Origin of the sequence: Pseudomonas sp. GV047, assembly GCF_003058245.1 — a bacterium.
Lineage (GTDB): Bacteria > Pseudomonadota > Gammaproteobacteria > Pseudomonadales > Pseudomonadaceae > Aquipseudomonas > Aquipseudomonas marginalis.
In genome coordinates this window covers 1-18,274 of sequence record NZ_QCWA01000020.1, presented here as the reverse complement: position 1 = coordinate 18,274, position 18,274 = coordinate 1, and the positions used below count along the sequence as shown (strand labels likewise).

Here is an 18,274-nt window from a genome sequence, read left to right as displayed (position 1 = left end):
TTAGGGGCTTGTTACATGTCTACATCCCTCGCATTCGTCTTTCCAGGGCAGGGTTCGCAGTCCCTCGGCATGTTGGCCGAGCTGGGCGCGCAATACCCGCTGATCCTGGACACGTTCAAGGAAGCTTCCGAGGCCCTGGGTTACGACCTGTGGGCGCTGACCCAAGAGGGGCCGGAAGAGCAGCTCAATCAAACCGATAAAACCCAGCCAGCCATCCTGACCGCTTCGATCGCCCTGTGGCGCTTGTGGGTGGCCGAAGGCGGTGCGCGTCCGGCGTTCGTGGCCGGTCATAGCCTGGGCGAATACAGCGCCCTGGTGGCGGCGGGCAGCCTGACCCTTGCTGAAGCGGTCAAGCTGGTCGAGCGTCGTGGCCAGCTGATGCAGGAAGCCGTTCCGGCCGGGCAGGGCGGCATGGCCGCTATTCTGGGGCTGGACGATGCTGTGGTGATCGAAGCCTGTGCCGAAGCGGCCCAGGGTGAAGTGGTCAGCGCGGTAAACTTCAACTCCCCAGGCCAGGTGGTGATCGCCGGCGCCAGGGCGGCCGTCGAGCGTGCCATCGAAGGCTGCAAGGCGCGCGGTGCCAAGCGTGCATTGCCGTTGCCGGTGAGCGTGCCGTCGCACTGCGAGCTGATGCGCCCGGCTGCCGAGCGCTTTGCCGAGTCCATCGCTGCCATCAACTGGCAGGCGCCACAGATTCCGCTGGTGCAGAACGTCAGCGCGGCCGTGGCCGCCGACCTCGACACCCTCAAGCGCGACCTGCTGGAGCAACTCTACAAGCCTGTGCGCTGGGTCGAGTCGGTCCAGACCCTGGCCGCCAATGGCGCCACCGAGCTGGTCGAGTGCGGCCCGGGCAAAGTCCTGGCTGGCCTGAACAAGCGCTGCGCCGACGGCGTGTCGACTGCCAACCTCAATACCCCGGATGCCTTCGCTGCCGCTCGTGCGGCGCTGGCCTGATCCCCGAACTTAGGAGAAGCCTGCATGAGTCTGCAAGGTAAAGTTGCACTGGTTACCGGCGCGAGCCGTGGCATTGGCCAGGCCATCGCCCTGGAACTGGGCCGTCAGGGCGCCGTCGTGATCGGCACCGCCACTTCCGCCTCGGGCGCCGAGCGTATCGCCGCGACCCTGAAGGAAAACGGCGTTCAAGGCACCGGCCTTGAGCTGAACGTGACCAGCGATGAGTCCGTGGCTGCCGTACTGGCCGAGATCACCGCCCAGTTCGGTGCGCCGGCGATTCTGGTGAACAACGCCGGTATCACCCGCGATAACCTGATGATGCGCATGAAAGACGACGAATGGTACGACGTGGTCGATACCAACCTGAACAGTCTGTTTCGCCTGTCCAAGGGTGTTTTGCGCGGCATGACCAAGGCCCGTTGGGGTCGAATTATCAATATTGGCTCCGTAGTGGGTGCCATGGGCAACGCAGGCCAAGTAAACTATGCAGCCGCCAAGGCCGGCCTGGAAGGTTTCAGCCGTGCACTGGCGCGTGAAGTCGGCTCGCGGTCGATTACGGTCAACTCGGTGGCCCCAGGGTTCATCGACACCGATATGACCCGCGAACTGCCGGAAGCACAGCGTGAAGGCTTGCTGACGCAGATTCCGCTGGGCCGTCTGGGCCAGGCTCAAGAGATCGCGAATGTGGTCGCTTTCCTGGCATCCGACGGTGCGGCATACGTGACTGGGGCTACAATCCCGGTGAACGGCGGGATGTACATGAGCTAAATTGTGACGGATCGCTTCAAAAAAATGTCATACGAGCTGTCTAAAATCCGTTATAAAGCTGCAACTTAATTTATAGGCAGGTGGCAAACCGGGTACAGGGTGAAGCTTTCAGTTGAAAAGCTGAAAAGGCTTTCTATACACTTACCCACTGGCCAGCTGCCTGAATTTGTCCATTAGGAGTTAAACAAGGTATGAGCACCATCGAAGAGCGCGTCAAGAAAATCGTTGCCGAGCAACTGGGCGTCAAAGAAGAAGAAGTGGTCAACACTGCTTCCTTCGTAGAAGACCTGGGTGCCGATTCCCTTGACACCGTTGAGCTGGTGATGGCTCTGGAAGAGGAATTCGAGACCGAAATCCCGGACGAAGAAGCTGAAAAAATCACTACTGTTCAAGCTGCTATCGACTACGTTACGAACCACCAGGCGTAATAGTTTGTAGTCGTCGCCTGCTGTTAGGGAAAAACCGCACTGCTGTAACGGCGTGCGGTTTTTTCTTTAGCGCTGATGAAAAGTAAGCTCTGAAGCAAAGTGTCGTCATTAGAAAAAGGAGAGTGCTGTGTCGCGTAGACGCGTCGTAGTCACCGGTATGGGTATGTTGTCGCCACTGGGTACGGATGTGCCGAGCAGTTGGCAGGGCATTCTGGCTGGCCGCAGTGGTATTGGTCTGATCGAACACACGGACCTTTCTGCCTATTCCACCCGTTTTGGCGGCTCGGTAAAGGGGTTCAATGTCGAGGAATATCTCTCGATCAAAGAGTCCCGCAAGCTCGACCTGTTCATTCAATACGGCCTGGCAGCCGGTTTCCAGGCAGTGCGTAACGCTGGCCTGGAAGTGACCGACGCCAACCGTGAGCGCATCGGCGTGGCCATGGGTTCGGGTATTGGCGGTTTGACCAATATCGAAGAAACCAGCCGCACGCTGCATGATTCCGGCCCTCGTCGAATTTCACCGTTCTTCGTGCCTGGCTCGATCATCAATATGATTTCCGGTTTCCTGTCCATCCACTTGGGGGCGCAGGGGCCTAACTACGCGATTGCCACCGCGTGCACCACGGGTACCCACTGCATCGGCATGGCGGCGCGTAACATCGCCTATGACGAAGCCGACGTGATGATCGCCGGTGGTGCTGAAATGGCCGCCTGTGGCCTGGGAATGGGCGGCTTTGGCGCCTCCCGTGCCCTGTCGACCCGCAATGACGAGCCGACCCGTGCCAGCCGTCCGTGGGACAAGGGCCGTGACGGCTTTGTACTGGCCGACGGCGCCGGTGCCCTGGTGCTCGAAGAGTTGGAGCACGCCAAGGCGCGTGGTGCCACCATCTATGCCGAGTTGATCGGTTTTGGCATGAGTGGCGACGCCTATCACATGACCTCGCCACCGTCCGACGGTGCCGGCGCTGCGCGGTGCATCACCAATGCCTTGCGCGATGCCAAGGTCAACACGGACCAAGTGCAGTACATCAATGCCCATGGCACCTCGACCCCGACGGGCGACCTGGCGGAAGCCGAAGCCATCAAGTCGGTGTTCGGCGAGCACGCCTACAAGCTGGCGGTCAGCTCCACCAAGTCCATGACCGGCCACCTCTTGGGTGCGGCGGGCGCGGTAGAAGCGATCTTCAGCGTGATGGCCATCAAGGACCAGGTCGCTCCGCCGACCATCAACCTCGATGAGCCGGACGAAGGCTGCGACCTGAACTTCGTGCCGCATGAGCCGCAACAGATGCCGATCGACGTTGCGATCTCCAACTCGTTCGGCTTCGGTGGCACCAACGGTTCCCTGGTGTTCCGCCGGTTCGCCGAGTGATGCACAGCTGGGTCGACGGTCAGCCAGCGGACAGCGTGCCCCTGAAAGATCGCGGCCTGGCGTACGGTGATGGCCTGTTCGAGACCATCGCCGTCAAGGCCGGGCAGCCCGTGCTGCTTGACCGTCACCTGCAGCGCCTGGATGAGGGCTGCAGGCGCCTCGCTTTCGTTGTGGATCAGACGTTGGTCCGCAGCGAAGTGCAGGCCTATGCCGCCGCTCTCGGCGACGGTGTCCTCAAGCTGATCCTCACCCGCGGCGATAGCCTGCGCGGTTATGGCATCAACCCCCAGGCCCCGGTGCGTCGTATCTTGCAGGGCAGTCCGCCTGCGACCTATCCCCAGGCCCATGGAACCGACGGTGTTCGTCTGTTTGCGTGTGCCACCCGCCTGGCCGAGCAGCCGTTGCTGGCCGGTCTCAAGCACCTCAATCGCCTCGAGCAGGTGATCGCCCGTGCCGAATGGCAGGATGCCGAACATGCCGAAGGGTTGATGCTGGATGTGTCCGGGCGTGTCATCGAAGGCGTATTCAGCAACCTGTTCCTGGTAAGTAATGGCTTGTTACTAACCGCCGATCTGAATCGTTGCGGCGTTGCAGGCGTCATGCGCGCCGAGATTCTGGCTCAGGCGAGCGCCTTGGGCATCCCGGTGGCCGTGGCTGACATCAGCCTTGAGCAATTGCGGGAGGCTGACGAAGTCTTTGTGTGCAACAGCGTTTATGGCATTTGGCCGGTGCGTGGGTGCGCTGCGATGAGCTGGTCGGTTGGGCCGCTCACCCGTAAACTGCAGGGCATTGTTCGCGCGCTATTGGATATTTGAGTTGATACGAAAACTGGTTGTACTGCTGCTGATCGGTCTGTTCTCGGCGGCTTTGCTGTTGGGGTTTTCCGCGTGGAAATATGACGCTGCCTTGAAGCAGCCGTTGAATCTGACCCAGGAGCAATTGCTCGATGTGCCGGCAGGGGCCACCCCCACCGGCACCTTCAATCGTCTGGAGGCGGATGGTGTGCTCGACGGCGCGTTCTGGCTACGTCTGTATTGGCGCTTCAACCTTGACGGCCAACCGCTGCACAGCGGTGAATACCGCATGACCCCGGGCATGACCGCCGAAGGCCTGATCGGCCTGTGGCAGCACGGCGAGGTGGTGCAATACAGCCTGACGCTGGTGGAGGGCTGGAATTTCCGCCAGGTGCGTTCGGCCCTGGCCAAGCATGAAAAGATCGTGCAGACCCTGGCGGGCCTGAGTGACAGCGAAGTGATGGACAAGCTCGGCCATCCTGGCGTGTTCCCCGAAGGTCGGTTCTTCCCGGATACCTACCGCTTCGTGCGCGGCATGACCGATGTCGAGTTCCTGAAGAAAGCCTATAACCGCCTGGATGATGTCCTCGCCCAGGAGTGGAGCAAGCGTGCTGCCGACGTGCCCTATACCGACCCCTATCAAGCCTTGATCATGGCCTCCCTGGTGGAGAAAGAGACCGGTGTGCCGGAAGAGCGCGGGCAGATTGCCGGTGTGTTCGTACGCCGCCTGAAGATCGGCATGCTGCTGCAGACCGACCCCACCGTGATCTACGGCCTGGGCGAGCGCTACAACGGCAAGTTGACCCGTGCGCACCTCAAGGAAGCCAACCCCTATAACACCTACATGGTGGCCGGCCTGCCGCCGACACCCATCGCCATGGTCGGCCGCGAGGCGATCCATGCCGCGTTGAACCCGGTGCCGGGCAGCAGCTTGTATTTCGTCGCCCGTGGCGACGGCAGCCATATTTTCTCCGATGACCTGGGTGCGCATAATGCCGCTGTGCGTGAGTTCCAGCTCAAGCGCCGTGCCGATTACCGCTCAAGCCCGGCACCGCTGGTAAAACCGCAGGAAGACCTGGCGCCGCCTGCTGATGCACCCGCCGCGCCCGCGCCGGATGCCGCCGCGCCGCAAAGCCCGCAATGACTCTGACTAAGGACTGCCTGTGACTGGCTTGTTTATTACCCTGGAAGGCCCGGAAGGCGCCGGCAAAAGCACCAACCGCGATTACCTGGCCGGCCGCTTGCGGGCTGAAGGTGTCGAGGTGGTGTTGACCCGTGAGCCCGGCGGTACACCCCTGGCCGAGCGCATCCGTGACGTGTTGCTGGCCCCAGGCGAAGAACAGATGAACCCGGACACCGAGCTGCTGCTGGTGTTCGCTGCCCGTGCCCAGCACCTGGCCGAGGTGATTCGTCCGGCCCTGGCCCGCGGTGCCGTGGTGATCTGCGACCGTTTTACCGATTCCACGTATGCCTACCAGGGCGGTGGCCGGGGTTTGTCCCTGGCGCGTATCGCCACCTTGGAAACCTTTGTGCAGGGTGATCTACGTCCCGACCTGACCCTGTTGTTCGACCTGCCGGTGGCAGTGGGCATGGCCCGCGCCAGCGCCCGTGGGCGTCTCGATCGTTTCGAACTGGAAGGCCAGGGGTTTTTCGATGCTGTGCGCAGCGCGTTTCTCAAGCGCGCCCAGGCTGAACCGGCGCGCTACCACCTGCTGGACGCGGCCCAGCCGTTGACGCAGGTGCAGCAGGCCATCGACGCCCTGTTACCCAAGCTGTTGGAGTGCGCCCGTGGCTGAAGCCTACCCATGGCAGGACAGTCTCTGGCAGCAGTTGGCCGGCCGTGCCCAGCACGCCCACGCCTATCTGCTGCACGGGCCGATCGGGATTGGTAAGCGCGATCTGGCTGAGCGACTCATGGCCAGCCTGCTGTGCCAGCGCCCGGTCAACCTTGAAGCCTGCGGCGCGTGCAAATCCTGCCTGTTGCTCAAGGCCGGCAGCCACCCGGACAACTACCTGCTCGAACCCGAGGAAGCCGACAAGGCGATCAAGGTCGACCAGGTGCGTGACCTCGTCAGTTTCGTGGTGCAGACCGCGCAGATGGGCGGGCGCAAGGTGGTGCTGATCGAGCCGGTGGAGGCCATGAACGTCAACGCTGCCAACGCCTTGCTCAAGAGCCTGGAAGAACCCTCCGGCGACACAGTGCTGTTGCTGGTGAGCCACCAGTCCAGCCGCTTGTTGCCGACCATTCGCAGCCGGTGCGTACAGCAGGCCTGCCCGTTACCCAGTGAAACCATGAGCCTGCAATGGCTGGCGAAGGCGCTGCCGGATTGCTCCGCAGAGGAGCGGATCGAGTTGCTGACCCTGGCGGCCGGTTCCCCCCTGGCGGCCGTCAAGCTGCAAGCCCAAGGTGTGCGTGAGCAACGCGCCCTGGTTGTGGATGGGGTGAAAAAACTGCTCAAGCAAGAGCTGTCCGCCACCCAGTTGGCTGAAAGCGCCTGGAAGGACATTCCCTTGCTGCTGCTGTTCGACTGGTTCTGTGATTGGTCGAGCCTGATCCTGCGCTACCAGTTGACCCAGGACGAAAACGGCCTGGGCCTGCCCGACATGCGCAAGGTGGTGCAATACCTCGCGCAGAAAAGTGCCCAGGACAAGGTGCTGGCTATCCAGGACTGGATCCTCGCCCAGCGCCAGAAGGTGCTCGGCAAGGCCAACCTCAACCGCGTGCTGTTGCTTGAAGCGCTGCTGGTGCAGTGGGTCGGCTTGCTCGGCCGGCGTTAATTTCCGTGGCCGACGGATGTATCGTTGGCCAGACACTTTCCGTGACCTAAGTCGTAATTTCCTATGCTTGTAGATTCCCATTGCCACCTTGATCGCCTTGACCTCGCCCAGCACGGCGGCTCCCTGGATGCTGCCCTCGACGCTGCACGCCAGCGTGGGGTAGGGCATTTCCTGTGCATTGGCGTCAGCGCCGACAATGCTGCCGACGTCAAAACCCTGGCCGAGCGTTATGCCGATGTGGATTGCTCGGTGGGTATCCACCCGCTGGATCTCAAGCCTGGCGAAGCCCCGGCCCTCGACTGGCTGCTGGGCGAACTCAATCACCCGCGGGTGGTGGCCATTGGCGAAACTGGCCTGGACTACCATTACGAGCCGGAAGCCGCCGAGTTGCAGCAGGCCTCGTTTCGCCTGCATTTACAGGCCGCCGGGCAAACCGGCAAGCCGGTGATCGTCCACACCCGTGGCGCCCGTGCCGACACCCTGGCCCTGCTGCGCGAAGCCGCGTTGCCCCAGGCCGGCGTGTTGCATTGCTTTACCGAGGATTGGGACATGGCCAGGGCCGCACTTGACCTGGGGTTCTATATTTCCCTGTCGGGCATTGTCACTTTCCGCAATGCCGATGCCCTGCGCGACGTGGCGCGCCAGGTGCCAGCCGACCGCCTGCTGGTGGAAACCGACTCGCCGTACCTGGCGCCGATTCCCCATCGTGGCAAACCGAACCTGCCTGAATATGTACGGGATGTGGCGGATTACCTGGCGATGCTGCGCGGTGAGTCCTATGAGCGCTTTGCCGAGCAGACCACCGAGAACTTCAAGCGCCTGTTCCCGCTGGCCCACGTTGCTGCATGACACGACTGAATCGCAGGCAAAAAAAACCCGGGTTCTGGGGGGTGAATCCGGGTTAAGACCATTAGGAGTAAAACAAGGGCACACAGTCCGTCGGTACCCAGGTCGGCGCTTCACTTGGGGGAGATGTCACGCCGACAGTTCAAGTATTGATCAGTATCTGATTCAGTCCAGTCGCGACTGATCGTTTTTTAAACAGATTTGGAATACATGCGCTTCGCTTGAGTTCTCATTGGGCAGTGCACGGGTGCAGTTGTTGCGTATTATTTCTGACTGGTAGACATGAAAACGTTGGCGCCTTGAAAGTAAAGTGCAGGACGGGTTCACATAGACGTTGCCCAACGACCGTTCAGTCGGGATAATCCCTCGCACTGGGTAAATCGTATCGCCATGTATTCGTGGCCCTGCGCAGCCCTCCCTATTCCGACCTTTGCAGACCTCTTCCTCATGCACAAAGAACCCCGTAAGGTCCGTGAGTTTCGCCGCCGTGAGCAGGAAATTCTCGACACCGCACTCAAGTTGTTCCTCGAACAAGGCGAAGACAGCGTCACCGTCGAGATGATCGCGGATGCCGTGGGTATCGGCAAAGGCACGATCTACAAGCACTTCAAGTCCAAGGCCGAGATCTACCTGCGCCTGATGCTCGACTACGAGCGCGACTTGAACGAGCTGCTGCATTCGGCCGATGTCGACAAGGACAAGGAAGCGCTGTCCCGCGCCTACTTCGAGTTCCGCATGCGTGACCCGCAGCGCTACCGCCTGTTCGACCGCCTGGAAGAGAAGGTGGTCAAGGGCCATCAAGTGCCGGAGATGGTCGAGGAGTTGCACAAGATTCGCGCCTCGAACTTCGAGCGCCTGACCCTGCTGATCAAGGGCCGCATCAGCGAAGGCAAGCTTGAAGACGTACCGCCGTACTTCCACTACTGCGCCGCCTGGGCCTTGGTGCACGGCGCCGTGGCGCTGTACCACTCACCGTTCTGGAGCAATGTGCTGGAAGACCAGGAAGGTTTCTTCCAGTTCCTGATGGACATCGGTGTGCGCATGGGCAACAAGCGTAAGCACAGCTCCGAGCCGGCACTGGTTGAAGCGGCCCCCGTCGAAACCCCGGCCACGTAATGATTTGCTGCCAGGCGCAGTAACCCAGGAATATACTCAGGCAAGGATCTTGCTAAAAGCTGATTTATCAGTCAGCTTTTAGCGCGCCCGAATCATCCTCTGCCGGAGTGATCCATGATCGTTGATCGTCAAGGCAGGCGTTTTCGCAATTTGCGGATCAGCCTGACCTCAGCCTGCAACTACGCGTGTACCTACTGCGTGCCGAACGGCAAGCGGCTGGTGGCTGCCCAGGACGAACTCTCGGCCGAGGCCATGGCCCGTGGCGTGGCCTACCTGATCGAGGCGGCGGGCATCGACCGCTTGCGTATCACCGGCGGCGAACCGCTGGTCAGCCCCAAGCTGGAAGCCTTCATGGGCGCGGTGGGCGGCATGGGCCTCAGCGACATCAGCCTGACCACCAACGGCCAGTTGCTGGCGCGCAAACTGCCGCTGCTGGTGGATGCGGGGATTCGGCGCATCAATGTTTCCCTCGACACCCTGGATGCCGATGCCTTTCGCAGCATCGCCCGTGGCGGCGACCTGGCGACCGTGCTCGATGGCATGGACCAGGCGCGTGCCGCCGGGATCAAGATCAAGGTCAACATGGTGCCGTTGCGCGGCCAGAACCTCGACCAGGTGATGCCGCTGCTCGATTACTGCCTGGAGCGTGGCTACGAGCTGCGTTTTATCGAGTTGATGCGCATGGGCCACCTGGCCAAGGACTCCAATGCATTCCTGCAGCAGTTCGTCAGCCTGCAACAACTGCTCGGCCTGATCGGCGAACACCACGAATACCTGCAAGCCAACGCTCCCGTGGATGCCACGGCGGTACGCTACGAGGTGCCGGGCAAAGGCTTCTTCGGCGTGATCGCCAACGAAAGCGTGCCGTTCTGCCGTACCTGTTCACGGCTGCGCTTGTCGTCGACCGGCTGGCTGCATGGCTGCCTGTCGTCGAGCAACCGTCACTATGTCGGCGATCTGTTGGACAAGCCTCGCCACCAGGCGTTGCCGGCCCTGCAAGGCCTGCTGATGAAGGCCTTGGGCGACAAGCAGGAAGTGGCCTTCTCCGGCGGCGCGACGGTCATGAAGATCATCGGCGGATAATGCTTTCCCAAGATTAAACATCATCCAATGTGGGAGGGCGCAAGCCCCCTCCCACATTTAGTTCTGCGTTGTTTCCAAATGGCGCGGATTCTGCATCTCGTGCCCATTCGCCGGTTTTCCGTCACCGGCTTCTGGAGGATTAGGATGCGTAGTCTGGTTTTGTTGCTGGCGTCGTTGACGCTGAGTGGTTGCATGACCGTCAGCGATATGGCCGAAGGCACCCGTTATCAGATGAGCGACGCCGGGTTGCTGGACCACAGCGACACTCGTCGGACTGCCTCGGTGCGCATACAGCCGGATTCCTTTGTCTTTATCGCCCAGGGTGCGTTCGTACCCCCCGGCAGCGCCTACCCGCGGCCGAATGTGGTGGCGGAGGAAGCCTTCAACGGTTTCGTCGAATACTTCCCCATGGTGCGTCGTGCTCGTCAGCCGGAAGGCCTGGAGCAGGCGATGGCCGAAGCCCGTGCGGCGGGTGCCCATTATCTGCTGTACTGCCGCTTCGCCAAGGCCGATGACCGTATCGGCAACGCCGACGAATGGGCTGATCAAGAGGCGCTGGACCGGCTTGGCCTGGACAACGGGGTAATCCAGATCATGTTGATCGAGACCAGCACCCAGTATTTGATTGATACTGCACGTATTCGCAGTCGTGGCGGTTTACTGACGTTCCACGACAACAAGCCAGAAGACCTGATTGCCCGCCCCTTGGCGCAGTACGCCCGAGGCCTGCTGGGAATGGGCGATCAGTAACACCGAGGAGAACACCATGACCGATTCCGCCAAGACCAACGATCTGTTGGCTCAGTTGCCCAAGGGCAAGGGACCGGCGCCGGTGCATCTGTGGAACCCGGATTTCTGCGGCAACATCGACATGCGCATCGCCCGTGACGGCACCTGGTTCTACCAGGGCACGCCGATCGGGCGTAAGCCGATGGTCAAATTGTTCTCTACTATCATCCGCCGCGATGGCGATGATTACTTCCTGATCACCCCGGTGGAAAAAGTCGGTATCACCGTCGATGATGCGCCCTTTGTCGCGGTTACCCTCGACGTCGAAGGGCAGGGCGAAAGCCAGGTGCTGCGCTTCACCACCAACGTCGACGAACAGGTTGCAGCCGATATCGAGCATCCACTGCGGGTGGTGATCGACCCCGTCACCCAGGAACCGTCCCCCTATCTGCGGGTGCGTACCAACCTCGAAGCCCTGGTGCATCGCAATGTGTTCTACCAATTGGTGGAGTTGGCAGTGAGCCGCCCGATCAATGGTCAGAACTGGCTTGGCGTATGGAGCGGCGGCGAGTTTTTCCGTATTGGCCTGGAGCCGTGAGGCCGGTTTTTTCATCTCCCTGAAATAATTCCCTTGCTGCAAATGGCCGCTTTCGGTTATCAATTTGTACATGATTAGACATGTCCGATTTGATAAGAAAAAACGCGTCGTCGACGAGCTCATCCGCCGTATCGAGGGAGGGGTGATGGCCGATGGTTTCCTGTTGCCGGGCGAGCATCAACTGGCTGAAGAGTTTGCGGTCAGCCGGGGCACGCTGCGTGAAGCCCTCGCCGAACTCAAAAGGCGCAATTACATCGCGACCCAGAGCGGCGTGGGCTCCATCGTCACATTTGATGGCATGGCGCTGGATCAAACCAGCGGTTGGGCCCAGGCCCTGGCGGACACCGGGGCCCTGGTGACCACCGATATCCTGCGCCTGGAAGCGGTGACGCGCGCCGATCTGTTCAGTCGCTTCGGCACCGACCAATTTATCGCCCTCGACCGCCGTCGCCGCACGACTGATGGCACGGCCGTTTCCCTTGAGCGCTCGCTGATGCCCGCGTCCGGTGGCCTGGAAAGCCTGCCGCGCGTTGGGCTGATCGATAATTCCCTGACCATCACCCTGGCAGCCTACGGTTACGTCGGTGCCGAAGGTGACCAGTGGATCGGCGCCGAGCCCCTCAGCGATGAAGACGCCGAGCTGCTTGGCCGCCCGGTGGGCACGGTGTTCCTCAAGGCCTCCCGCACCACCTACGATCGCCGCGAGCGCTTCATGGAGTACGTCGAAAGCCTGCTCGACCCTCTGCACTTTCGCCTGCACCTGCAGTTTGGATCTTCGAAATGACCCCCAATACCCGCGCCCTCGGCGCTTTCTACGGCCTGGCGTTGGGCGATGCCCTGGGCATGCCCACCCAATCCCTGAGCCGTGAGCAAGTGCAACAGCGCTTCGGTGCCATTACCGGCCTGGAAGATGCCGACGCCGACCAACCCATCGCGCCCAATATGCCGGCGGGCTCCATCACCGATGACACCGAGCAAGCGATCCTGGTGGGTGAACTGCTGGTCGAGGGCCAAGGCAAGATCGACCCCGCCGTGCTCGCCCGGCGCCTGATCGATTGGGAAGCGGTGATGCGCGCCAAAGGTTCCCAGGATCTGCTCGGCCCGTCGACCAAGCGTGCAATCGACATGATCCTCAACGGCCATACCCCGGAAGAATCCGGGCGCTACGGCACCACCAATGGCGCCGCCATGCGCATCACGCCCGTGGGGATCGCCGCCGATGTCAGCGACCCGGCGCGATTTATCCAGGCGGTGATCCAGGCCTGCCAGGTCACCCACAACACCACCCTGGGCATCTCCAGCGCCGCGGCAGTGGCGGCGGTGGTGTCCGCAGGCATCAACGGTGTGGACTTGGGTGAGGCCTTGAATATCGGCACCCAGGTGGCTCAACAGGCGGAAGGCCATGGCCATTGGATTGCCGGCGGGCGCATCTCCACCCGTATCAGTTGGGCGCGCACCCTGAGCGTCGGCAGCGGCGACACAGCCCTGTTCGCCGACCTGCTGTATGAATTGATCGGCACCTCCGTCGCCTCCCAGGAGTCGGTGGTGGTGTCGTTTGCCCTCGCCCAGCAAGTGGCGGTGGGGGCCATGAACGCGTTCGAAGCCCTGTGCCTGGCTGCCAGCCTGGGCGGCGATACCGACACGATTGCCGCGATGCTCGGCGCGATGCTCGGTGCCTGCCTCGGCCTGCCGTGCTGGCCCGAATCGATGATCGAACAGGTCAAGCAGGTCAACGGCCTCGATCTGCAGCCGCTGGTTCAAGGCTTGCTCGCATTGCGCTGAGTCAGGAAGACCGCGTATCCGCCACAACCACAACAATACAGGCACCAGGAGCACCACTCATGAGCAGCACTTCTTCCGGCCAAAGCGCCGGGCAATTGGAAACCCGCGGTATTGAACCGGTCCCTGAGGGCGAGTGCAACGGCCATCCACTGCAACTGTTCTGGGTGTGGTTCGCCGCCAATATCAGCATCCTCGGCCTGCCCCTCGGCGCCACCCTCGTGGCGTTTCGCGGCCTGGCCATCTGGCAGGCGATCATCGTCGCGATCCTCGGCGCTGCCGGCTCGTTCGCCGTGGTGGGCATCATCTCCATCGCCGGCCGTCGCGGCCGTGCCCCCAGCCTGACCTTGTCCCGCGCCATCTTCGGCGTGCGCGGCAATATCGGCCCGACGCTGGTGTCGTTGATGTCGCGCCTGGGCTGGGAAACCGTCAACACCACCACCGCCGCCTTCGTGCTGCTGTCGTTGTGTTCGATTCTGTTCGGCTCTGCGGTGGAAGCGAAAAGCGCACCGGTCCTCACCCTGATCTTCATCGGCATTTTCGTGTTGCTGACCTTGGCCGTTTCGGGCCTCGGCCACGCCACCTTGCTGGTGATCCAGAAGTGGGCCACCTACGTGTTCGGCGCGTTGAATATCCTGGTGGGCGGTTTCCTCTGTGCCACCATCGACTGGAGCGCGGTGTTCAACGCCACCCCGGCTCCCCTGAGCGCGATGATCATCGGCGTCGGTACCATGGCCGCCGGTACCGGTATCGGCTGGGCCAACGCCGGTGCCGACATGTCGCGCTACCAGCACCGCAGCGTCACGGCCGCGCGCCTGGTGGCGTCGGCGGCATTTGGTGCAGGCATTCCGCTGGTGTTGCTGATTACCCTTGGCGGCCTGCTGTCGGTCGGCAACAACGACCTGGCCGCGGCCACTGACCCGATCATCGCGATCCGCGACATGCTGCCCACCTGGATGGCGGTGCCGTACCTGATCACTGCGTTTGGCGGGCTGCTGCTGTCGAACAACCTGTCAGTGTATTCGGCCGGCCTGACCACCTTGACCCTTGGCCTGAAGGTCAAGCGCGTGCATGCGGTGATCGTCGACATCGTGGCGATCTTCGCCGGCTCCATCTACTTCATGCTGATCGCCGACAGTTTCTACGGCCCGTTCATCACCTTCATCTCGTTGCTGGCGGTGCCGATCACCGCGTGGGTGGGGATCTTCGTGGTCGACCTGATCCATCGTCACTACTACAGCCCCAAGGACCTGCTGGACGTGAGCCCGAGCAGCGCCTACTGGTATCGCGGCGGTGTGGAATGGCGTGCCTTCGGCGCCTGGGCCGTGGCCATCGTGCTGGGTTTCAGCTTCACCACCATCGGCACCACTGCCGAGAACATCTGGTTCGCCGGGCCGTTGTCCGACTCCTGGCTGGGCCACAATGGCCTGGGCTGGATCGTCACTTTCCTGGTTGCCGGTGGGATTTATGCGGTACTGGGCGGCGCGGCTGACCGTCGTCCGGCGTTGGTAGAGAGTGCTAATGTCTAGATTGCTGCACACCGGCCAGGTCATCGTCGACCTGGTCATGGCCCTCGACACCTTGCCCGCGACCGGCGGCGACGTGCTGGCAAAGTCCGCCAGCTTCGAAGCTGGCGGGGGCTTCAATGTGATGGCGGCGGCGCGGCGCAATGGCTTGCCGGTGGTCTATCTGGGCCGTCACGGCACTGGTCGCTTCGGCGACCTGGCCCGCGCGGCGATGCAGGCCGAGGGCATTGAAATGGCCCTGGCAGCCAGCAGCGCAAAGGACACTGGCTTGTGTGTGTCCTTGACCGAAGCCACCACCGAGCGCACGTTCATTTCCCATATCGGCGTCGAGGGTGAACTCAGCCAGGAGGATTTGACCACCGTCGCAGCGCGTGTCGACGACTACGTCTATGTCAGTGGCTACAGCCTGCTCCTGGAAGGTAAGGCCCAGGCGCTGATCGACTGGCTGCTGGCACTGCCCCGGGAAGTCGTGGTGGTGTTCGATCCGGGGCCGCTGGTCAAAGCGCCGGATTCGGCCTTGATGGGTGCGCTGTTGCCACGTATCGATATCTGGACCAGCAATGGTCCTGAAGCCTTGGCGTTTACCGGCGCGGCGGACATCGCTGCCGCGTTGCCGGCGCTCAGCCAGCACCTGCGCGCCGAGACGCTATTGGTGGTGCGTGACGGACCGAATGGCTGCTGGGTGGGGCGTGCGGGTCAGATCGAGCATGTGCCCGGCTTCAAGGTACAGGCGGTCGACAGCAATGGCGCGGGGGATGCGCATGCGGGGGTGTTTATTGCGGGTTTGGCGGATGGTTTGAAACCTGCTGAGGCGGCGCGGCGGGCGAATGCAGCGGCGGCCCTGGCGGTGACGCGTTGGGGGCCGGCAACTTCCCCGGGCACCGCCGAAGTCGACGCATTACTTACGGACTGAAGATAGGCCCAAGCATGTGAGAGGAAGGTTTACTCCCTCCCACATTGGGTTTTGCATGAGGGCTACTGGCGCGTTTCACCTTCGAGCTTGCGCGCTTCATCCACACCTGACGCCGTCAACTTGATCGGCAGATTCAGCGAGTATTCACCGGCGTCGTCGGTGGTCACATGCCCATCCTTGATCAACCCGCGGTCCTGCAGAAATGCCAACGCACTGGCGACCACTTTCTCTCCGCGGTAGTTATCCAGCACCTCCTTGCCCAGCCCCTGGGGATGAGCGTGCAGCAGGCGGGTGAGGACTTCTTTTTCAAGGTCTTTATCGACGTTCATGCGTACCTCTTCATTGGGGAATGATCGGGTGTTGCGATTGTGTGTGAAGCGTTAAGGCGCAGGCTGTTTCGGCGCGCCCGGCAGGTTCGAGTCATCGCCTTTATTGATCTTCGGCTCATTCACCGAAGGACCCATTTTGCCGTTGCCGACGGCAGCGGGAGCCTGGCGTTGGGTATCGTGGCCCTGGGTATGCGGGTCGGCACCATTGGTGTTATCGATGACCGCGCCGCCGTTGGTGTCCAGGCCGGTGCCCATGGATTTCTGCGATTCCGTGGTGGCGTCCGGGTTGGTAGGACCGGTGGACGACGTGGCAGCGAAACCACTCAGCGAAACCGAAGACAACAGGCCGGCAAATGCGAGGGCGGCAAACTTGGAATGCTTCATGAGGGTGTCTCCATATGATTGATGTCCTTACCCTCTATTGGTCAGTTGTGCCTTGATGATCGTGCCTGGGTGGCGACGAACGGTGCCGTGGCACCTGTAAGATTTTGTGTGTCGGCTGCCGGGTTCCCCATAAATTGCACTGCAATCAGTCATCAAAGCGCCTTAGTATGTGTGCTTTGAAATTGCCAAGGCTCGCCCATGACCATCGAGATTCGCCCCGCCGTGCCCAGCGATGCTGCGCAGATCCTGACTTTCATCACCGAACTCGCCGAGTACGAGAAAGCCCGGCATGAAGTGATCGCCAGCGTGGTGGACATCCAGCGCAGCCTGTTCAGCGAGGGCGCCACGGCCCATGGCCTGATCTGCTCGCGGGATGGTTTGCCGATTGGGTTTGCGGTGTTCTTTTTCAGCTATTCCACGTGGCTGGGCAGCAACTGCCTGTACCTGGAAGACCTGTACATCAACCCGGAACAGCGTGGCGGCGGGGCGGGCAAGAAGCTGTTGCGTCATTTGGCGAAGATTGCCTTTGATAACGGTTGCGCGCGCTTCGAGTGGAGCGTGCTGGACTGGAACGAGCCGGCGATTGCCTTTTACAAATCCATCGGTGCCCAGCCGCAGGAGGAGTGGGTGCGTTATCGCATGGAAGGTGATGCGCTGCGGGACTTCGCCCTCGGCTGAAGCCACCGTTTTGAAAGCACTGTAGATCAAATGTGGGAGGCGGCTTGCTCCCACATTATTTTTTGATTTTGCTCACTATATGGGATGCAAATTTATATATTGAGATATTTCAAATGATGGGTTTATAGTCGTCTGCATCAGCACTCACTGCCAAAAATAAAACAGGTGACGCGATGCAGGCCCAACCGTTGTCATTACCCGCCGTGCCCGAGCCAACCTACGGCGAGCGCCTGAAGAACAAGGTGGTGATCATCACCGGCGCCGCCCAGGGCATTGGTGAGGCGATCGTCGCGTGTTTCCAGGCCCAGCAGGCGCGCCTGGTGATCGCGGATATACAGGGCGACAAGGTCGAGAAAGTCGCCGCCCACTGGCGCGAATGCGGCGCCGAGATCTACGCCCAACCCGTCGATATCACCTGCAAAGCGCAATGGCTGGCGTTGGTCAATGTGGCCATTGAGCGCTTCGGCCGGGTGGATGTGCTGGTCAACTGCGCCGGGGTCAACGTGTTCCGCGACCCGCTGGAGATGAGCGACGAAGACTGGCGCCGTTGCTTCGCCATCGACCTCGACGGCGCCTGGTACGGCTGCCGCACGGTGTTGCCGCACATGATCGAGCAGGGCATCGGCAACATCATCAATATCGCCTCCACCCATTCCAGCCACATCATTCCCGGCTGTTTCCCTTATCCCGTGGCCAAGCATGGCCTGCTCGGGCTCACCCGCGCCCTGGGTATCGAATACGCGCCCAAGGGCATCCGCGTGAATGCCATCGCCCCGGGTTATATCGAGACCCAGCTCAACGTCGATTACTGGAACGGTTTCCCCGACCCCCACGCCGAGCGCCAGCGCGCGTTCGACCTGCACCCGCCCAAGCGCATCGGCCAGCCCGTCGAGGTGGCGATGACGGCGCTGTTCCTGGCCACCGACGAGGCGCCCTTTATCAATGCCACCTGCCTGATGATCGATGGCGGGCGGTCGGTGATGTACCACGACTAGAACTTGCCACTCCCAATAACAACAAGAGGTGCCGTTCATGAAAAAAGCAATACGCGTACTGGCAGCTGCCGCCGTGCTCAGCGGCCTCAGTACTTTCGCATTTGCCGAGGAAGTGAAGATCGGTTTCCTGGTCAAGCAGGCCGAGGAACCGTGGTTCCAGACCGAATGGGCCTTTGCCGAAAAAGCCGGCAAGGAACATGGCTT

General features: G+C 61.6%; 21 protein-coding genes and 1 pseudogene. 20 read left to right on the top strand and 2 right to left on the bottom strand.

The genetic code is table 11. The annotated features are described in order from the left end of the window. Positions 1-15: 15 nt before the first annotated feature. The 17 genes from fabD (at position 16) to C8K58_RS30400 (ending at position 15,684) form a co-directional block, all read left to right on the top strand. Positions 16-954, top strand: coding sequence for an ACP S-malonyltransferase (fabD, locus tag C8K58_RS30480; RefSeq protein WP_108574839.1), 939 nt, complete (start codon positions 16-18; stop codon positions 952-954). A 24-nt stretch (positions 955-978) separates the two neighbouring features. Beyond that, on the top strand, positions 979-1,722 hold the full coding sequence (gene fabG / locus C8K58_RS30475) for a 3-oxoacyl-ACP reductase FabG (RefSeq protein WP_065926164.1): 744 nt from the start codon (positions 979-981) through the stop codon (positions 1,720-1,722). 191 nt (positions 1,723-1,913) lie between these two features. Further along, positions 1,914-2,150, top strand: a complete 237-nt coding sequence (acpP, locus tag C8K58_RS30470; RefSeq protein WP_003442511.1) for an acyl carrier protein — start codon at positions 1,914-1,916, stop codon at positions 2,148-2,150. Positions 2,151-2,277: 127 nt separating this feature from the next. Beyond that, positions 2,278-3,522: a beta-ketoacyl-ACP synthase II gene (gene fabF / locus C8K58_RS30465; protein ID WP_108574838.1), complete on the top strand. Its 1,245-nt coding sequence runs from the start codon at positions 2,278-2,280 to the stop codon at positions 3,520-3,522. Continuing rightward, the gene (pabC, locus tag C8K58_RS30460; RefSeq protein ID WP_108574837.1) at positions 3,522-4,337 is read left to right on the top strand and encodes an aminodeoxychorismate lyase; all 816 of its coding nucleotides are present in this window, start codon (positions 3,522-3,524) and stop codon (positions 4,335-4,337) included. Before fabF ends, pabC begins: the two co-directional genes overlap by 1 nt. 1 nt (position 4,338) lies before the next feature. After that, positions 4,339-5,460: an endolytic transglycosylase MltG gene (gene mltG, locus C8K58_RS30455; RefSeq protein ID WP_108574836.1), complete on the top strand. Its 1,122-nt coding sequence runs from the start codon at positions 4,339-4,341 to the stop codon at positions 5,458-5,460. Positions 5,461-5,479: 19 nt separating this feature from the next. Then, positions 5,480-6,112, top strand: coding sequence for a dTMP kinase (gene tmk, locus C8K58_RS30450; protein WP_108574835.1), 633 nt, complete (start codon positions 5,480-5,482; stop codon positions 6,110-6,112). Beyond that, positions 6,105-7,094 carry a DNA polymerase III subunit delta' gene (locus C8K58_RS30445; protein ID WP_108574834.1) on the top strand — a complete coding sequence of 330 codons (990 nt, stop codon included), beginning with the start codon at positions 6,105-6,107 and terminating at the stop codon, positions 7,092-7,094. The genes tmk and C8K58_RS30445 overlap by 8 nt, the downstream gene beginning before the upstream one ends. 63 nt (positions 7,095-7,157) lie before the next feature. After that, on the top strand, positions 7,158-7,943 hold the full coding sequence (locus tag C8K58_RS30440; RefSeq protein WP_065947753.1) for a TatD family hydrolase: 786 nt from the start codon (positions 7,158-7,160) through the stop codon (positions 7,941-7,943). Between the two features lie 444 nt (positions 7,944-8,387). Continuing rightward, positions 8,388-9,056 (top strand): TetR/AcrR family transcriptional regulator, encoded by a 669-nt coding sequence (locus C8K58_RS30435; RefSeq protein WP_027607814.1) that lies wholly within the window; start codon positions 8,388-8,390, stop codon positions 9,054-9,056. Between the two features lie 114 nt (positions 9,057-9,170). After that, positions 9,171-10,139: a GTP 3',8-cyclase MoaA gene (locus C8K58_RS30430; RefSeq protein WP_027607815.1), complete on the top strand. Its 969-nt coding sequence runs from the start codon at positions 9,171-9,173 to the stop codon at positions 10,137-10,139. 144 nt (positions 10,140-10,283) lie between these two features. Then, positions 10,284-10,889 (top strand): DUF4823 domain-containing protein, encoded by a 606-nt coding sequence (locus C8K58_RS30425; RefSeq protein WP_027607816.1) that lies wholly within the window; start codon positions 10,284-10,286, stop codon positions 10,887-10,889. A gap of 16 nt (positions 10,890-10,905) precedes the next feature. After that, positions 10,906-11,466, top strand: coding sequence for a DUF1285 domain-containing protein (locus C8K58_RS30420; protein WP_027607817.1), 561 nt, complete (start codon positions 10,906-10,908; stop codon positions 11,464-11,466). Positions 11,467-11,536: 70 nt separating this feature from the next. Then, on the top strand, positions 11,537-12,250 hold the full coding sequence (locus tag C8K58_RS30415; RefSeq protein ID WP_051429403.1) for a GntR family transcriptional regulator: 714 nt from the start codon (positions 11,537-11,539) through the stop codon (positions 12,248-12,250). Beyond that, positions 12,247-13,248, top strand: coding sequence for an ADP-ribosylglycohydrolase family protein (locus C8K58_RS30410; RefSeq protein WP_027607819.1), 1,002 nt, complete (start codon positions 12,247-12,249; stop codon positions 13,246-13,248). The genes C8K58_RS30415 and C8K58_RS30410 overlap by 4 nt, the downstream gene beginning before the upstream one ends. A 59-nt stretch (positions 13,249-13,307) precedes the next feature. Further along, a complete protein-coding gene (locus tag C8K58_RS30405) occupies positions 13,308-14,774 on the top strand; it encodes a cytosine permease (protein ID WP_092359476.1) in 1,467 nt (488 codons plus the stop codon). Then, a complete protein-coding gene (locus C8K58_RS30400) occupies positions 14,767-15,684 on the top strand; it encodes a PfkB family carbohydrate kinase (RefSeq protein WP_092359474.1) in 918 nt (305 codons plus the stop codon). Before C8K58_RS30405 ends, C8K58_RS30400 begins: the two co-directional genes overlap by 8 nt. Positions 15,685-15,746: 62 nt before the next feature. On the opposite strand, the gene C8K58_RS30395 is transcribed toward C8K58_RS30400, so the two are convergent. Next, entirely contained in the window at positions 15,747-16,013 is a 267-nt protein-coding gene (locus tag C8K58_RS30395; RefSeq protein ID WP_027607822.1) for a hypothetical protein, read from the bottom strand. A 51-nt stretch (positions 16,014-16,064) separates the two neighbouring features. Further along, positions 16,065-16,397: a hypothetical protein gene (locus C8K58_RS30390; protein WP_027607823.1), complete on the bottom strand. Its 333-nt coding sequence runs from the start codon at positions 16,395-16,397 to the stop codon at positions 16,065-16,067. Between the two features lie 198 nt (positions 16,398-16,595). Between C8K58_RS30390 and C8K58_RS30385 the strand changes: the two genes are divergently transcribed. From C8K58_RS30385 to C8K58_RS30375, 3 genes and pseudogenes are all read left to right on the top strand, one after another. Then, positions 16,596-17,075: a GNAT family N-acetyltransferase gene (locus C8K58_RS30385; RefSeq protein WP_027607824.1), complete on the top strand. Its 480-nt coding sequence runs from the start codon at positions 16,596-16,598 to the stop codon at positions 17,073-17,075. A 173-nt stretch (positions 17,076-17,248) separates the two neighbouring features. Beyond that, a complete protein-coding gene (locus C8K58_RS30380; RefSeq protein WP_092359472.1) occupies positions 17,249-18,070 on the top strand; it encodes an SDR family oxidoreductase in 822 nt (273 codons plus the stop codon). Positions 18,071-18,107: 37 nt separating this feature from the next. Next, positions 18,108-18,274 (top strand): annotated as a pseudogene (locus C8K58_RS30375) (arabinose ABC transporter substrate-binding protein); the annotation flags it as partial.

Bases quoted from the DNA above. Each gene is read 5' to 3' on its own strand.
- acpP (WP_003442511.1), top strand. From the start codon at position 1,914: ATGAGCACCATCGAAGAGCGCGTCAAGAAAATCGTTGCCGAGCAACTG.
- C8K58_RS30390 (WP_027607823.1), bottom strand. From the start codon at position 16,397: ATGAAGCATTCCAAGTTTGCCGCCCTCGCATTTGCCGGCCTGTTGTCT.
- C8K58_RS30435 (WP_027607814.1), top strand. From the start codon at position 8,388: ATGCACAAAGAACCCCGTAAGGTCCGTGAGTTTCGCCGCCGTGAGCAG.
- C8K58_RS30440 (WP_065947753.1), top strand. From the start codon at position 7,158: ATGCTTGTAGATTCCCATTGCCACCTTGATCGCCTTGACCTCGCCCAG.
- C8K58_RS30415 (WP_051429403.1), top strand. From the start codon at position 11,537: ATGATTAGACATGTCCGATTTGATAAGAAAAAACGCGTCGTCGACGAG.
- fabD (WP_108574839.1), top strand. From the start codon at position 16: ATGTCTACATCCCTCGCATTCGTCTTTCCAGGGCAGGGTTCGCAGTCC.
- pabC (WP_108574837.1), top strand. From the start codon at position 3,522: ATGCACAGCTGGGTCGACGGTCAGCCAGCGGACAGCGTGCCCCTGAAA.
- C8K58_RS30425 (WP_027607816.1), top strand. From the start codon at position 10,284: ATGCGTAGTCTGGTTTTGTTGCTGGCGTCGTTGACGCTGAGTGGTTGC.
- C8K58_RS30430 (WP_027607815.1), top strand. From the start codon at position 9,171: ATGATCGTTGATCGTCAAGGCAGGCGTTTTCGCAATTTGCGGATCAGC.
- fabG (WP_065926164.1), top strand. From the start codon at position 979: ATGAGTCTGCAAGGTAAAGTTGCACTGGTTACCGGCGCGAGCCGTGGC.
- C8K58_RS30405 (WP_092359476.1), top strand. From the start codon at position 13,308: ATGAGCAGCACTTCTTCCGGCCAAAGCGCCGGGCAATTGGAAACCCGC.
- C8K58_RS30385 (WP_027607824.1), top strand. From the start codon at position 16,596: ATGACCATCGAGATTCGCCCCGCCGTGCCCAGCGATGCTGCGCAGATC.
- C8K58_RS30420 (WP_027607817.1), top strand. From the start codon at position 10,906: ATGACCGATTCCGCCAAGACCAACGATCTGTTGGCTCAGTTGCCCAAG.
- C8K58_RS30395 (WP_027607822.1), bottom strand. From the start codon at position 16,013: ATGAACGTCGATAAAGACCTTGAAAAAGAAGTCCTCACCCGCCTGCTG.
- C8K58_RS30410 (WP_027607819.1), top strand. From the start codon at position 12,247: ATGACCCCCAATACCCGCGCCCTCGGCGCTTTCTACGGCCTGGCGTTG.
- C8K58_RS30400 (WP_092359474.1), top strand. From the start codon at position 14,767: ATGTCTAGATTGCTGCACACCGGCCAGGTCATCGTCGACCTGGTCATG.
- C8K58_RS30380 (WP_092359472.1), top strand. From the start codon at position 17,249: ATGCAGGCCCAACCGTTGTCATTACCCGCCGTGCCCGAGCCAACCTAC.